The organism is Rhizobium sp. WSM409, from assembly GCF_057653825.1.
Map to the genome: position 1 here is coordinate 218,461 of NZ_CM172794.1, position 15,679 is coordinate 234,139.

Annotated in this window: 12 protein-coding genes; 4 read left to right on the forward strand and 8 right to left on the reverse strand. The window is 63.1% G+C overall.

Annotated elements, in window-relative coordinates; all coding sequences use genetic code 11:
- Position 1: 1 nt before the first annotated feature.
- Positions 2 to 502, reverse strand: coding sequence for an RrF2 family transcriptional regulator (locus AC25BC_RS01105; RefSeq protein ID WP_003545245.1), 501 nt, complete (start codon positions 500 to 502; stop codon positions 2 to 4).
- Positions 503 to 634: 132 nt separating this feature from the next.
- Between AC25BC_RS01105 and AC25BC_RS01110 the strand changes: the two genes are divergently transcribed.
- The 3 genes from AC25BC_RS01110 (at position 635) to pdeM (ending at position 4,699) form a co-directional block, all read left to right on the forward strand.
- Positions 635 to 1,267, forward strand: coding sequence for a YitT family protein (locus AC25BC_RS01110; RefSeq protein ID WP_128439621.1), 633 nt, complete (start codon positions 635 to 637; stop codon positions 1,265 to 1,267).
- A gap of 152 nt (positions 1,268 to 1,419) precedes the next feature.
- Positions 1,420 to 3,930 (forward strand): ligase-associated DNA damage response DEXH box helicase, encoded by a 2,511-nt coding sequence (locus tag AC25BC_RS01115; protein WP_128439620.1) that lies wholly within the window; start codon positions 1,420 to 1,422, stop codon positions 3,928 to 3,930.
- Between the two features lie 43 nt (positions 3,931 to 3,973).
- Positions 3,974 to 4,699, forward strand: a complete 726-nt coding sequence (pdeM, locus tag AC25BC_RS01120; protein ID WP_032996226.1) for a ligase-associated DNA damage response endonuclease PdeM — start codon at positions 3,974 to 3,976, stop codon at positions 4,697 to 4,699.
- Positions 4,700 to 4,731: 32 nt separating this feature from the next.
- Here pdeM and AC25BC_RS01125 read toward each other — a convergent pair whose 3' ends face one another.
- The 7 genes from AC25BC_RS01125 to AC25BC_RS01155 form a co-directional block, all read right to left on the reverse strand.
- Positions 4,732 to 5,313, reverse strand: coding sequence for a transglycosylase SLT domain-containing protein (locus AC25BC_RS01125; protein ID WP_003545252.1), 582 nt, complete (start codon positions 5,311 to 5,313; stop codon positions 4,732 to 4,734).
- Positions 5,314 to 5,461: 148 nt separating this feature from the next.
- The gene (locus tag AC25BC_RS01130; RefSeq protein WP_012755961.1) at positions 5,462 to 6,019 is read right to left on the reverse strand and encodes a dihydrofolate reductase family protein; all 558 of its coding nucleotides are present in this window, start codon (positions 6,017 to 6,019) and stop codon (positions 5,462 to 5,464) included.
- Positions 6,020 to 6,220: 201 nt separating this feature from the next.
- The gene (locus AC25BC_RS01135; RefSeq protein WP_128408057.1) at positions 6,221 to 7,021 is read right to left on the reverse strand and encodes a TIGR02186 family protein; all 801 of its coding nucleotides are present in this window, start codon (positions 7,019 to 7,021) and stop codon (positions 6,221 to 6,223) included.
- Positions 7,021 to 7,944 carry a sulfite exporter TauE/SafE family protein gene (locus AC25BC_RS01140; protein ID WP_003556284.1) on the reverse strand — a complete coding sequence of 308 codons (924 nt, stop codon included), beginning with the start codon at positions 7,942 to 7,944 and terminating at the stop codon, positions 7,021 to 7,023. The genes AC25BC_RS01135 and AC25BC_RS01140 overlap by 1 nt, the downstream gene beginning before the upstream one ends.
- Positions 7,945 to 8,258: 314 nt before the next feature.
- A complete protein-coding gene (locus AC25BC_RS01145) occupies positions 8,259 to 12,050 on the reverse strand; it encodes a peptidoglycan-binding protein (protein WP_128439619.1) in 3,792 nt (1,263 codons plus the stop codon).
- A gap of 326 nt (positions 12,051 to 12,376) precedes the next feature.
- A complete protein-coding gene (locus AC25BC_RS01150) occupies positions 12,377 to 12,742 on the reverse strand; it encodes a VOC family protein (protein WP_012755964.1) in 366 nt (121 codons plus the stop codon).
- An 86-nt stretch (positions 12,743 to 12,828) separates the two neighbouring features.
- Complete coding sequence (locus AC25BC_RS01155) at positions 12,829 to 13,530, reverse strand: SDR family NAD(P)-dependent oxidoreductase (protein ID WP_012755965.1); 702 nt, start codon at positions 13,528 to 13,530, stop codon at positions 12,829 to 12,831.
- Positions 13,531 to 13,800: 270 nt separating this feature from the next.
- Here AC25BC_RS01155 and AC25BC_RS01160 point away from each other — a divergent pair, with 270 nt between their 5' ends.
- Entirely contained in the window at positions 13,801 to 15,597 is a 1,797-nt protein-coding gene (locus tag AC25BC_RS01160; protein WP_012755966.1) for an acyl-CoA dehydrogenase C-terminal domain-containing protein, read from the forward strand.
- Positions 15,598 to 15,679 lie beyond the last annotated feature (82 nt).

Sequence of the window (15,679 nt, forward strand, 5' to 3'; positions counted from 1 at the left end):
CTCAACGAGCCGTCTTGCGTTCATGGATTTCAAGGAAGGCGCAGCCCCTAGCTGCGATCGATCCGTCGTCGACGGCGGCAAGTTCGATGCCGATATCCGCCAGGCTCGTCTTGGCGAGTTCGGCGCGATAGACCCGTTCGGCTTTCAGCATCGCCGCGTTGATGGTGCAGGGCTGGGCGAACAAGCGATCGGAGACCGGGTTCGGTCCGCGCTGGCGGATTTCGGCACAGCGGAACGCCGGCGCAGACCCCTCGACCGCGAGCACGATGTCGAGCAGCGAAATCTCCTTCGGCGCTTTTGCCAGCCGATATCCGCCCTTCGGCCCCGGTACGGTATCGAGGATGCCGGCGCCCGACAGCGCCTGCAGATGCTTCAGCAGATAGCTCGTCGAGACGCCGTGGAATTCCGCCAGCGCGGCGGCCGAAAGCACGCCGCCTTCGGAGAGGCCGGAAAGCATCGCAACGCTGTGAATGGCCTGCTCGACCCCATCGCCCATCTTCATGCACATGGCCTCCTCAATTCGTGGATAAAAAATATCCATGATTATGTCAGCTGTCAAGAGGTGTCCTCTCTGCTGCCACTTGCCTATATCCTGACCGCGGATAGAAGACGGAAACGCCGACAGGGGAACAACATGGCATCCAACGCTTTCGCAGGCATTCTGAATTCCAGCGCCGACCGTCATTCGCTCTTCGACGACGCCCAGGGCATCGTTGCCGGCAGCATGCTCGCCGTGCTCGGCGTAACGCTTCTCTCCAGCGCCGGGCTGCTTGCCGGCGGCACGGCGGGCCTTGCCTTCCTCGCCCATTATGCGACGGGCTTCAGCTTCGGCCTCTGCTTCTTTGTCGTGAACTTGCCCTTCTATTATCTCGCCTTCCGCCGCTTGGGCCTCGCCTTCACCATCAAGACCTTCGCGGCCATCGCGCTGACCTCGGTCCTGTCGGAATTCATCTCGGGCTTTGTCAGCATGGCGCATGTCGATCCCATCGCCGGCGCGCTCTTCGGCGGCCTCGTCATCGGCGCCGGCATGCTGGCACTCTTCCGCCACCGCGCCAGCCTCGGCGGCATCGGCATTCTCGCCCTCTATATCCAGGATCGCTTCGGCTGGCGCGCCGGCTTCGTCCAACTCGGCTTCGACGGTATCATCCTGGCGCTCTCCTTCTTCGTCGCTAGCCCCTTCATCATCGCCTGCTCGGTGCTTGGCGCGATTGTTCTCAACCTGACGATTGCCATCAACCACCGCAAGGACCGCTATATCGCCATGTGAATTGCTAAAGCGCGTCGCGATCTTTCAGATTCGCTCCTCGCGCTTTAGCTCTTTATTTTTACGCATGTCGTTATCGCAAAACCGCTGCACACTTTTGCGCGACATGCTTTGGCCGCTCTTCTCTTTCCCCGGCGTTTCACTACTTTCAGGGCGTGGACCAGATCGATTCCGAAGCCCGTACCCTGCTTCCTGCCGCCTTTACCCGCTGGTTTGCGGAAAAGGGCTGGCGCCCGCGCGCCCATCAGCTGGAACTGCTCGCCCGCGCCGAGGCCGGCGAAAGCACGCTGCTGATTGCCCCGACCGGCGCCGGCAAGACGCTCGCCGGTTTCCTGCCCTCGCTCACCGATCTCACCCGCCGCGGCAAGATCCCGCCGGGCTCGGCCTTCACCGGCATCCACACGCTCTATGTCTCGCCGCTAAAGGCGCTTGCCATCGATATCGAACGCAACCTGATGAAGCCGGTCGAGGAGATGGGCCTGCCTGTCACCGTCGAAAACCGCACCGGCGACACGCCGAACGCCAAGCGCCAGCGCCAGAAGCTCAACCCGCCGGATATTCTGCTGACGACGCCGGAACAGGTCGCCCTGCTTCTGGCAAACCGGGAGGCCGAGCGGTTCTTCAAGGACCTGAAATATATCGTCCTCGACGAGCTGCATTCGCTGGTCACCTCCAAGCGCGGCCATATGCTTTCGCTCGGCCTAGCGCGTCTCCGCCGCCTTGCCCCCGGCCTCAAGACCATCGGCCTGTCGGCCACCGTCGCCGAGCCGATGGACCTGCAGAAATGGCTGGTCGGCCAGGAAGAGGGTGGCGAACATCATGCCGGCCTCGTCGTCGTCGAAGGCGGCGCCAAACCCGATATCTCGATCCTGTCGACCGAAGAACGCATTCCCTGGGCCGGCCATTCCGCCCGATATGCCATTCCCGATGTCTACAACAAGCTCGTCGAACATCGCACGACGCTGCTTTTCGTCAACACCCGCAGCCAGGCCGAAATGCTTTTCCAGGCGCTCTGGACGATCAATGACGACAACCTGCCGATCGCGCTCCATCACGGTTCGCTCGATGTCGCCCAGCGCCGCAAGGTCGAGGCGGCGATGGCCGAAAACCGGCTGCGCGCCGTCGTCGCCACCTCCACCCTCGATCTCGGCATCGACTGGGGCGATGTCGATCTAGTCATCCATGTCGGCGCGCCGAAGGGCGCCTCGCGTCTTGCCCAGCGCATCGGCCGCGCCAATCACCGCATGGACGAGCCCTCGAAGGCGATCCTCGTGCCGGCCAACCGTTTCGAGGTCATGGAGTGTCAGGCAGCCCTCGACGCCAATTATATCGGCGCACAGGACACCCCGCCGGTCGGGCGCGGCGCGCTCGACGTGCTCGCCCAGCATGTGCTCGGCATGGCCTGCGCCGAACCTTTCGACATGCTGGAACTCTACGATGAAATCATCAGCGCCTCGCCCTATGCCGATCTGAGCTGGGAGACCTTCGAGCGTATCGTCGATTTCGTTGCGACCGGCGGTTATGCGCTCCGCACCTATGAGCGCTACGCCCGTATCCGCAAGACTGCGGAGGGCCGCTGGCGCGTCTCCAACCCTGCAGTCGCCCAGCAATATCGCCTCAACCTCGGCACCATCGTCGAAAGCCCGATGCTGAATATCCGCATGGTCAAGCGCGGCGAGGGCGGCAGGATCGGCCGCGGCGGCGCGACACTGGGGAAGGTCGAGGAATATTTCCTCGAGCAGATGTCGCCGGGCGATACCTTCGTCTTCTCCGGCAAGGTGCTGCGCTTCGAGGGTATTCGCGAAAATGAGTGCTTGGCGTCGCAGGCCTTTTCGCTCGATCCGAAGATCCCCTCCTATAATGGCGGCAAATTTCCGCTGTCGACCTATCTCGCCGAGCAGGTGCGGGCGATGATCGCCGATCCCGACCGCTGGCGCCGCTTGCCGGATCAGGTGCGCGACTGGCTGTCGCTGCAGAACGACAAGTCGATGCTGCCGAAGCGCGACGAGTTCCTGATCGAAACCTTCCCGCGCGGCAGCCGCGGCTATATGGTCGTCTATCCCTTCGAAGGCCGTCTCGCCCACCAGACGCTCGGCATGCTGCTCACCCGCCGGCTGGAGCGGATAGGCGCCAAGCCCCTCGGTTTCGTCGCCACCGATTATTCCCTTGCCGTCTGGGGCCTCGAGGATATGGGCCTGATGATCCGCAATGGCCGGCTCAACCTCTCCGACCTCTTCGACGAGGACATGCTCGGCGACGATCTCGAAGCCTGGCTGGACGAATCCTTCCTGTTGAAGCGCACCTTCCGCAATTGCGCCGTGATTGCAGGCTTGATCGAGCGCCGCCATCCGGGCAAGGAAAAGAGCGGCCGCCAGATCACCGTCTCGGCCGATCTGATCTACGACGTGTTGCGCAGCCACGAACCGGATCACATCCTCCTGCAGGCGACGCGGCAGGATGCGGCGACGGGACTTTTGGATATTGGCCGTCTTGGCGATATGCTGAGACGAATCAGGGGCCACATCACCCACCGCGCCCTCGACCATATTTCCCCGCTCGCCGTGCCGGTGATGCTGGAAATCGGACGCGAGGCGGTGCCGGGCGAGGCCCATGATACACTGCTCGCCGAAGCGGCGGACGATCTGATCGCCGAAGCGCTCGCTTGACGAGAATTGGGCCTGACTGACGTATTTGGGAATAGGAGAAGTGATGAACCGCCTGGCGCTCGCGCGCGACATTTCAGGACTGGCCGCGATACCAGGCATCGAGACATCGGTCCATGGCATTGCCGCCGTCTGCGATCCGCTCGGCGCCCTCTATCTGCCCGATGCCGGCCTGCTCGTCGTCTCCGACCTGCATCTGGAAAAGGGCGCAGCCTTCGCCCGCCGCGGCATGATGCTGCCGCCTTACGATACGCTGGCAACGCTGACCGTCCTTGCCGCCGTCATCTCGCGTTATGATCCGAAGCTCGTCATCTCGCTCGGCGACAATTTCCACGACCGCATCGGTTCCAAGCACCTGCCGGAGAATTTTCGCGTTCTGATCGTCGAGATGGCGCGCGGCCGCGAATGGATCTGGATCAATGGCAACCATGATCCGGATGGCATCGTCGACCTGCCGGGCACATCTGCCGACGAGATGTATTATGCCGGCCTGACCTTTCGGCACGAGCCGAAGAACGGCTTGCAAAGCGGCGAGATCGCCGGCCACCTGCACCCGTCGGCGACGGTCCGCCGCCGCGAGAAATCCGTCCGCCGCCCGTGCTTTGCCACCGACGGCGCCCGCCTGCTGATGCCGGCCTTCGGCCTCATGAGCGGCGGTCTGGATCTCGGCCATCAGGCGATGAAGGGCCTGTTCGACAAGGCTTTGCTGGTGGCGCATCTGCTGGGGCGGGATCGGATTTATTCGGTCAGATATGGGAACTTGAGGGGGTAGTGCCCTCCATATTTGGACGGCACCACCTAAACTCAATCGCACTCCTGCAGCTGCCGCTGATACGTCCCTGCCATCCGCGCAAACTTCTGCGCCGTCTGCTGCAACTGCCCGTTCGAGCGCCAGTCGCCGCGTTTGTATCCCGTCGGCCCGGAATAATAGGCGAGATAGAGATTATAGGCATCGTTCAGCGGAATGCCAGTCTCCACGCTGTTCTGATAGTGATACCAGCCAATGAAATCGATCGCGTCGGCGAAGTTCGCCCGCCGCGCGGTCCAGTTGCCGGTCTGCGACTGATAGTGATCCCAAGTCCCGTCGAGCGCCTGAGAATAACCGTAGGCGGTCGAAGGCCGGGTCCAGGGAATGAAGCCGAACAGCTTGGTGCGCGGTGGCCGCGCATAGGGCTGGAAGCCGGATTCGGTATACATCGTCGCCATCAGGATCGGCACGGGCACGCCGTATTTCTTCTCCGTCCGCTCGGCGGCACTCTGCCAGCTGGAGAAAAGCCCGTCGCGCTCGTCGAAGACGGCACAGATGTTCCTCGTCTGCTTCGGCGCCGTCGCGCAGCCGGCAAGCAGCGCGAGACCCACGGCCGTCAGAACGATACGAGTACGCATGACAAAACCTCTCGTTTCCGAGAGATTACTAACTCGTAAATGTTAAAAACCGGTTTTTAGTCGAATGCGAACTTCCGCGGCTGCCTCCTTGTGTGGCCAGGGATGGATACCCTGGCCTGACCACCGGGCCGGCATCGCATCAAAATCCCTACGCCTTGACGGGCTCGTAGCGCAGGATCACCGCGCCGCCCTCCGTTGTCGAGGATTCGATGAGCTTCAGCGGCAGCTGGCCCTCTGCCTGTTTGAAAAGCGGATTGCCGCCGCCGAGGATCACCGGCACCAGGCAAACCCTGACTTCGTCGATAAGCCCCGCTTTCAGCAGGCTATCGGCAAGCTCGGCGCTGCCGAAGATCAAGATCGTCTTGCCATCCTCCTGCTTCAGCCTGGTCAATTCGGGGATCGGATCGCTGACGACGCGGGCATTGTTCCAGCCGGGCTCGCTCATCGTCCGCGACACGGCGATCTTGGCGATGCCGTTCATATAGGTTTTGATCTCACCTTCGCCCTCGGCGGTCGGCCAGTAGGAGGCCATGCCCTCATAGGTCTTGCGGCCGAAGACCAGCAGATCGCTTTCCCTACCGAACTGTTCGGCATAGCGCTGCAATTCGGGCCCCCAGGCGAGATTGTGGAAGTCGATATCCCACGGCTTCGTGCCTTCGAAATAACCATCGAGCGTCATCAGGTTCCAGACGATAAGCTTTCTCATTTCCATCCTCCTTCTGAATTGCCGTCCATTAAAACTGGTTGCGTTTAACAACTGGTTGAAATTTAAGTCGACTGATAGCGAAATGCAAGCGGTTTTTTTGAAGCAGAACATTCGGGCAAGCAGCTGCTGCCGCGGGCCTTCGCGCTCAGCGTCTTGCCGAGCCTAGTTTCGGGAAGAAATCCTGAGCGCCTTGGCTGTGGATCAGTCCTTGCGGAAGATCAGGCTGGCACCCCAGCCGGTGATCACGGCGAGCAGCACGGCCGCAAAGCCGTAGAGGATCGGCTGATCATGCGCCGCATCGGTGATCGTCTGCTCGATGCCGGTCTTGATGACCCGCAGCGGCAGCGATTTCTCGGTCACGAAAAGGCCGCTCTTGAACAGATAGGCGCGCACACTGTGCACCCCGTTCGGAATGTTTGCCGGCAGGCGCAGGCTCGCCTTGAAGAGGTTGGAGGAAACGAACCGCACGCCGCTCGGGTTGCGGTCATAAAGCCCGCCGCCCTGCTGCAGCCGCCGGAAGGCCTCGCGGAACTCGCCGAGATTGCTGCCGTCGCCGACGAAGCCGACCGGCGTAAGCGGAATGTGGTCGATGCCGATCCCCTGATCGGTCAGGTCAAGCGGCGTCACGATGTCGTCGATCATGCGCGAGCTCGACATCGAATAGGAATGCGGTACCGCTTCGAAGGTCATCGAGCGGGTGTTCACCCAGATGCCGAAGACGCGTTCCTTCTTGCGCACCGTCGCATCCTCGCGCGGGCCTTCCAGCACCACGACCACATCATACTGGCCGACGGCGAGCAGTAGCTGGTCGGTGTTCGAGAGCGCTCCGAAGATGGTCAAATCCGCGCCGTGGAAATCCGAGGTGATGGCGATTTCGCTGGTCGACGTGCCGATTTCCAGCCCTTCACGCACCGCCTCCGTTGCCTGCCCCGGCAGCCACTGCGCTCCGGCCACCGCCGGTAGCAGACAAAGCAACGCGATGACGAAAACAAGCAGGCGCATCAGTTGCCCGCTCCCATCACCACCGAATAGACATCGGCCGGCGTCACCACCAGCGCGATCGCAAGACGCACGCCGACGGCGAGCACCAGCAGGCCGAGCAGCGCGCGCAGCTGTTCGCCGCGCAGTTTTTGGCCGACGCGCACGCCGTATTGTGCCCCGATGACACCCGCTACCATCAGGATGAAGGCAAGCACGATGTCGACGGAGAAGTTCGTCGCCGCCTGCACGATCGTCGTATAGGCGGTCACGAAGATGATCTGGAACAGCGAGGTGCCGACGACCACATTGGTCGGGATGCGCAGCAGGTAGATCATCGCCGGCACCATGATGAAGCCGCCGCCGACACCCATGATCGAGGTGAGGATGCCGATTGCAAAGCCGAGTGCGACGATCGGAATGACGCTGAGATAGATCTTCGATTTCTTGAAACGCACCTTCAGCGGCAGCTTGTGCACCCAGTGCTGGTGGCCGGGCTTGCGCGGTGCGGGTGGCTCGTTGCGCGCTGCTCGCCGCATGGCATTGATGCTTTCGAGCAGCATCAGTCCGCCGACTGTGCCGAGGAAGACGACATACATCAGCGAGATGATCAGATCGAGCTGGCCGATGGCGCGCAGCAGCGAGAAGATCCAGATGCCGACCGTAGCACCCGTAAGGCCGCCGACCAGCAGCACCGTGCCGAGCTTGACGTCGAGCGAGCCGCGCCGGAAATGCGTGATCGCGCCCGATATCGACGACGCCACAACCTGGTTGGCGCCGGTCGCGACCGCGACGACCGGGGGAATGTTGTAGAAGATCAATAGCGGCGTGATCAGAAAGCCGCCGCCGACGCCGAACATTCCAGACAGGAATCCGACGGCCGCCCCCATGCCGAGAATGATGAAAATGTTCACCGACAATTCTGCGATGGGCAGATAGATTGTCACAGCCGACCCCGAATGATGACCGCTCCTGCCGGGCGGTTTCTTGTCACGTCCCCGTTCGAATGCGCACCATACTGTGAAATCGTTGCCAGAGGCTTTCGATCGGCCCCATGATTAGCCATAGAGATTGGCGGAGAGATCGGTGGCAGAGGATTCGCCGAATGCGCGGATCGATATGTCCGGCATAATCCGGCTTTTTTCAGGTTTTGTGACAGGCGACGGCAAAATTGGAAAAAGCCTTGCGGCATAGTGCCGCCAGGCGTTTTTCATTGCCCGGAAGAAAGGGTCGAGACGATCCCGCGTCGATGCGACGCGCCTCAGATCGCTTTGCCGGCCTGCTTGTTGCGTTCGAGCAGCGCCTTCACGGTCGCATCGGTCACCTTGCCGTCCGGCTCCTGGCCGACCGACTTCTGGAAGTTCTTGATCGCGGTCACGGTCTTCGCGCCCATTTCGCCGTCCGGCACGCCGGCGTCGAAGCCGTTATTGTTGAGGATCGCCTGGATGTTGCGGACCGCCTTCTTCATGTCGACGCTCGCCGTCTTCGCGCCGGTGCCGGCCCATTCGTCGGGGATGTCGATGGCGTTCGTGCGGTGGTCGACCGGCTCCGGTTTCCAGAGATCGGCCTTGGCGCGCGCCCGTTCGAGCTGGTCGGGTTTCATGGCTTTGGCCACTTCGTCGCGCTTCTGCGCCGCATCCTTGTCGCCGCCCTTGGCGGCGATCGCAAACCACTTGTAGGACTCTTCGAGATCCGCCGGGACCCCGTTGCCGCGGGCGCAGAGGATGGCCAGGTTGAACTGGCTGTCGGTGATGCCGAGGTTCGCTGCCTTGGTGAACCACGAGGCGGCCGTCGCATAATCCTGCTGGCCAAGCGCGCCGGAGGCGTAGAGCACGGCGAGATTGTGCATGGCGCTGGCATTGCCCTGGTTGGCCGCCTGTTCGTAGAAGCCCTTCGCCTTGGTGATGTCGCGTTCGACGCCGTTGCCCTTCTCGTACATGCTGCCGAGCCGGTATTGCGCGGGCGCAAAGCCCTTATCCGCCGCAAGCTGGTACCAGCTCGCCGCCTGCTTCTGATCGACCGTCATGCCGTTGCGGCCGTCCGAATAACGCGCGCCGATCTCGAACAGCGCCAGCGTATCGCCGCTGCTCGCCGCATCGGCAAGCGATTTCGGCTGGACGGTGTCGGGAATGGTGATGGCCGGTGCGGGTGCCGCCGCAGCCGGGGCGTTCGGAACGAAGCCCGATGTCTCCTGTGCCGCGCCCGACGGACCGGGAGGGGCAAGGGTCGCAGCCCCTTCGCCGTCAAGCGGCGCCACGTCGGTCAGATGCTCGCCGGCGTCAGGTGGGGTTGCTTCCGGCTGAGCCTGTTCGGCGGCGGGCGGTACAGCTTCCGCTGCCGGAGCGGTCGTTCCGAGAGCGGCGGCATCCGGCTGGGCAGGTGTCGCTTCAGGCAAGGGCGGCGCCGGGTTTTCCGCAGCACCCGTCAGCGCCGAGACTTCGGCTGGCGGCTGCGGCGCGCGCTCGCCGCTCGTCAGCGTTCGGGCGAGCGGAAAGGCCATGATGGCGAGCAGCACGGCGCCGACGGCCAGCAGGATCGGCCGCCGGTAGCGCGAAAAGGCGCTGGTCTTGCCCGTCTTGTCGGAAGTCTTGCCGGCCTTGTCGGCGTTCGCGCCCTTTTTCTCGGCCTTAACGGCTGCCTGCTTCGGATTGGCATCCACCTCCATCGCAGCCGCCTGTGCCGCACGGCGCGCAGCAGCGATGTAATCGGCGCGATCGGTTTCGCCGGCAGGCTTGCCGCGTGCCGCACTCTGGCTGGCGCGAACCCGTTCAAGGATCTTCTTCACGTCAGGCGCGCCCGAGCCCGGCTCGAGCAGTTCGTTTGCCGCATCCGTCGGCACCACGTCGGTGGGATCGATCGACGGCGCGGGGTCGATCATCGGACGCTCGGTCGCCCTGCTCTCGGCTTTCTTGCCGGGCAGCAGCCGCTTGCCGAGGCTGGCGAGCAGGCTGGCCTTCGCCGGGGCCTGTGCCCGTGCGGCTGTCGCAACTTCCGTCGTCCTGGTCGCGGCTTCGATGGCGATCGCGCTCGTTCCGCTCATGGCGGTGGCTTGCGCCGGGGCGGCAGGTTCGGCGGCGACCTCGGCCGTGCGAATAACAGGAGAAGCCTTCGCTGTCTGGGCAGTGGCCGGCGTCCTGTTCAGCTCGGCTTCGGCCACCATCAGGGCATAGGGATCGACATCGAAATCGACGTCGGCGACCGGCATCTGGGCGAGCGGCCGGCCGCGATCTTCCATGCCGTCGAGCCGATCGGCGATATGCACCAGCGTCTCGTGCAGCGCCTGGAAAGTCTTGTGCGTGCGTTCCTCGCTGTCGCGGCTGAGATCCTCGAGGTGGCGCAGATCCTCGGCCAGCGCCGTCAGCGCCGACATGTCGGCGGCCGGCATGACACCCTGCGGGCCGCCATGACGCGAATAGGCTTCGACCACGGCCTCTGCCGCCTGGCGTGCGGCCTCGATGATATATTCGTCGCTCGTCGCCATATAGTCTTCGATCGCGCCCATGCGCTGGTCGAATTCGGGGGGTATTACAGCGCTCTCGCGCGGCGCGCTCATCAGCGCCGACAGATTGGCGATCTGGTCTTCGAGGTTCTTCAGCGCCCGCGGATCGGTCGGCGCTGCCGATGTGCTTTCCTCCAGGCGGGCGGCAATGTCGCTCAGCCGTCCTTCGAGACGCAGGAAGGCGCTGTCGTCGGCTACAGCAGCAGGCGCCGGCGCCTGCTGCTGATGGGCCATCTCGTCGATACGCCGGGCAAGATGGTCGAGCCGCTGCGCCAGCACGTCGTTGACGGCGCCGTTCTCAAGCGCGTCGATCTTGCGGGAAATGTCGGAAAGCGTGCCGGTGAGGTCGGCCTGCGGCGCCGTCTCCTGCGTGCGCTCCAGCAGATAGGAGAGATGTTCCAGCCGTTCGTCGAGCCGCGACGTCGCTTCCGCCTTCGTCATCTCCTCGACGCGTCCCGTCAGCGCCTCCAGCCGCATCGCCAGCTCGTCGGCCGGGTTCACGCGGCTGGCCGCATCATGGCTCATCAGGTCGATCTGATCGGCCAGCGCCTCCAGCCGATTTTCCAGCCGCTGCATCAGGCCCGGATCATTCGTGGTGGCCGTGCGCCCGCTTGCCGCGATTGCCCGGCTGATCTCGTCGAGCCGCATATCCATGGCGGCGAACTGTTCGGACATCACCCGGTCGTGCGGCTGGATCATATTGCCGAAATGCTCCATCGCCGTGGCGATCGAGATCAGCTTGTCTTCCAGCGCCCGAACGGCCGGGCTCTCGCCCATGCCGCCGATATGGCGCTTGATGTCGTCGAGCCGATAGGCGAGCGAAACGAGCTCTTCCTGCAGCCCCTCGGTATCGAGCGCCGCAAGCCGGTTTTCGAAACCGTCCCAGCGGTTTTCCATATGGCGCAGCGAATCCTCGCGCGCCAGCCCGTCCATCAGCGAGCGCAGCTCTTCGAAATCCTCGCGAAGGCCGGTGGCCTCCGGTGCGACGGAGCGGCCGGTCAGTTGGGTGATGCTCTGGGCAAGGCGGCCCATATCGGCGCGCATGTCGTCGGCGAAACGGCCGTCTCCGGCATTTGTTTTGATTTCGCGCAGCTCGGCGCGCAACGCGTTCATCTCGCGGGTGACGCCCTCGGAAATGTCGCGCTTCAGGTCCTGCCGCAGGTTGACGAGCGCCTGGGCGATCTCCGTCATCGTGTCGTTGCCGGCGCGCAAGGCCGGCGCCGGCACTGGGGCAGCGGCGCGAGGCGCAGGTTCACGAAGCTGCGGGGCCTGTTCGCGTGCATAAGGCCGCTCGCGGCTAGCTTCAAGCGCGCGCTGGCGTTGACGGATTTCGGCGAGCGGATCCGGCCGCGGCTCGGGCGGGGCCTTTGCGGGCCGGGGAGCATGGGAAGCGGCATAAGGATCGCGCTCGGCCGCTGCCGTGCGCGGCCGCTGTTCGCGCCCGCTGCCCATCAGCCCTTCGATGCGCGCCTCCAGCCCTTCGATCGTGCGGTTCAGCGCATCGAGCGAGGTCCTGTCGGACTGTCGGGAAGGATTTGATCGCGATCCGTTCATCTTCTTGCTCGCTTCGACTGCTCGACCCCTCGTCAGAGCTCGATCTTTGGCTTTTCGTCTGCTGCCCGCTTTACGCGGACCTGAGCGCACCATTCATAAGACGATAGTCAATTAGACTTTCCTCAAGCTGAACGATGTAGCGGCATCCTAAGGGAACGCGAGACTGGGAAAAGGAATGCGGATCGCTACTGCTCAATCCGCACCTTTCACGAAACGTGGTAAACAAGCCGTTAATGTCGATGGGAATTTTTTAACGTTTGTGTTCAAAACGCCGTTTTTGGCGGCAATTGCCCCCGGACGCGTCACATCGAATGGCGACGCTGCGCTCAGGCGGGCCTGGGATATTGCAGCTCGATTTTCACGCCTTCGGGGCCATAGACGAAGACCTGGCCGAGATCGGTGTCGGGAATATCGTAATATTCGTAGCGATAGCCGGTCGCCTTGATGCGTTCCAGCGCCGGCTCGAATTCGTAAAGGCTGAAGGCGACGTGGTTGAAGATGCCGGGCGGAAAATCGGTGCTGCGTGATGTCAGGCTGAGATGAATGACCGGGCACTCGTCGAGATAGAGCCAATGGCCGGGCGAGGCGAAGGGTGGCCGATAGCCTTCCCTGACGCCGAGCAAGGTTTCCAGAAAACCGATCATGACGGGGGCATCACGGGTTTCGATGGTGACGTGGTCGAGGCGCGGCATTGGTGTCCTCCCAGCCAGCATTGACGGCAAAGTCTAGCCTGTTTGAAGCCGCCGCGAAAGTTGCTGTATCCGTCTATAGCAAGAGCTCAGAAGCTCTCCGTCCAGGGCCGGACTTCCACCTCCAGCGACCATGCGCTGCGGTGCTGGCGAAGCACGTCGATATAGGTCTGGGCGATGGCCTCCGGCAGCAGCGTGCCATCCGGCTTCTCCACCCGGTCCGGCCGGATCTGCGAGCGCACCGCGCCGTCGATGACGAAATGCGCGACATGGATGCCCATCGGCCCGAGTTCGCGGGCTGCACTCTGGGCAAGGCCGCGCAACGCGAACTTGCCCATCGCGAAGGGGGCTGATTGCGCAAAGCCCTTCACGCTTGCCGACGCGCCGGTGATCAGAATGGCGCCGCGGCCGCGCGGGATCATCCGCCGCGCTGCCTGCTGCACCACCAGGAAACCGCCGAAAGCGGAGGTCGCAATCGCCTTCTCGACATCGGCGGGATCGAGTTCTGCGAGCGGGCCGCGCTGACGAGCGCTGGCATTGAAGATCACCACGTCAGGCCCGCCGATTGCGGCGGCAGCCTCTTCGAAGAGTGCTGCGACGCTCGCAGGTTGCGAGACATCTGTTGTAAAGGCGCTGGCGCCGGTCTCTTCGATGAGCCCTTGCAGTTTCTCGATATTGCGGGCGGCGAGCCCGACCTTGACGCCCTGCGCCGACAATTGCCGGGCAAGCGATGCGCTGATGCCGGAGCCCGCGCCGACGATCAGCGCACTCTCATAGGGAAAGTCGGTCATGATGTCTTCCTCGATGAATCGTCCGAAAGACTTAGGAAGTCCGAACGACTTGCGCTACTGCCCGGCGGTGACTCCGTTGCGATGGACAAGCAAGATGAGATGGCGTTTGCTCCTTTCGGCGCTTTATGGCCCGCGGATTCATGCTCTCGAATTTTTTCAAGAAAAGACGGCACAAGTGCGGACTTTGACGTTTACGCAAACGTCAATATTTTGTAAGACAGTGCCCAAGGCCGGCGCGATCCGGTCAGTCGAATGGGAGGAATTTGAGAGATGCCAGTCTACAAGGCCCCGGTGAACGATACGCTCTTCGTCTTGAACGACGTGCTGGGTCTCGAACGCTACAACAATCTGCCGGGTTTTGCCGATGCGACCCCCGATATGATCGAAGCAATCCTCGGTGAGGCCGGAAGGGTTGCCGAGGAAGCTCTCTTTCCGTTGAACTATTCCGGCGATCAGGAAGGCTGCACGCGCCACGACGATGCCAGCGTCTCGACGCCGAAGGGCTTCAAAGAGGCTTATAAAGCCTATCGCGAAGGCGGCTGGATCGGCCTTGCGGTGCCGGAGGAATTCGGCGGGCAGGGGCTTCCCTATACGCTGCATACCGCCGTCGGCGAATATACCTCCGCCGCCAACATGTCGCTGATGATGTATCCAGGCCTGACACAGGGCGCGATCGCCGCACTCCTCGTCCACGGCTCCGACGAGCAGAAGGCCACCTATCTGCCGAAGATGGTGGACGGCACGTGGTCCGGCACCATGAACCTCACCGAGCCGCATTGCGGCACCGATCTCGGCATGCTGCGCACCAAGGCGGTGCCGCAGGCTGACGGCAGTTACAAGATCTCCGGCCAGAAGATCTTCATCTCCGCCGGCGAGCACGACCTGACCGGCAATATCATTCATCTGGTGCTGGCCCGCATCGAGGGTGCGCCCGAGGGCACCAAGGGCATTTCGCTCTTCATCGTTCCGAAATTTCTCGTCGGCAAGGACGGCGCACCGGGCGCCCGCAACGCTGTCTCCTGCGGCGCCATCGAGCACAAGATGGGCATCCACGCCAACGCCACCTGCGTGATGAATTACGACGAGGCGACCGGCTTCCTGATCGGCGCCGAAAACCGCGGCCTCAACGCCATGTTCGTGATGATGAACGAGGCCCGCCTGATGGTCGGCCTGCAGGGCATCGCCATTTCCGAGATCGCCTATCAGAACGCCGCCAGCTACGCCCGCGACCGCATCCAGGGCCGCTCGCTGTCCGGCCCCAAGGCGCCCGACAAGAAGGCCGATCCAATCATCGTCCATCCGGACATTCGCCGCACACTGATGACCATCCGCGCCTTCAACGAGGCCGGCCGCGCCTTCCTGCTCTGGACCGCGCTGAAGTCCGATATCGCTCACCGCGCCAGCGACGAGAAGGAGCGCCAGACGGCCGACGATATTCTCGGCCTCGTCACCCCGATCCTTAAGGGCGTGATGACCGACAAGGGCTTCGATCATGCCGTCATGGCCCAGCAGGTCTTCGGCGGCCACGGCTATATCGAAGAGCACGGCATGAGCCAGTATGTGCGCGATGCCCGCATCGCCATGATCTATGAGGGCGCCAACGGCATTCAGGCGCTCGATCTTGTCGGCCGCAAGCTGGCGCTGAACGGCGGCCGCGCCGCGATGGCCCTCTTCAAGGAGATCGGCGATTTCTGCGAGGAGAACCGCGGCAACGAAAAGCTCTCCTTCTTCACCAAGCATCTGAAGAAGGGCTTGAACGATGCCCAGGGCGCGACCATGTGGTTCATGCAGAATGCCATGGCCAAACCCGACAATGCCGGCGCCGGCTCGACCGACTACATGCACCTCTTCGGCCTCGTCATTCTCGGCTATATGTGGGCGAAGATGGCCAAGGCCGCCGAGGACGGCCTTGCATCCGGCGATGCCGCCCGCGAGGAGTACCTGAAGAACAAGCTGGTCACCGCCCGCTTCTTCATGGAACGCCTGATGCCGGAAACCGCGCTTCGCAAGGCCCGCATCGAAGCCGGCGCCGACACGATGATGGAACTGGCCGCCGAAGCGTTTTGATTGTGTCCCTCTTCTCCCCAGCGGGGGTCCGAAGGACGGGTCGAGACCGGTGGCTCGACCCAGGCAGAGGTGGCCCGCTGGG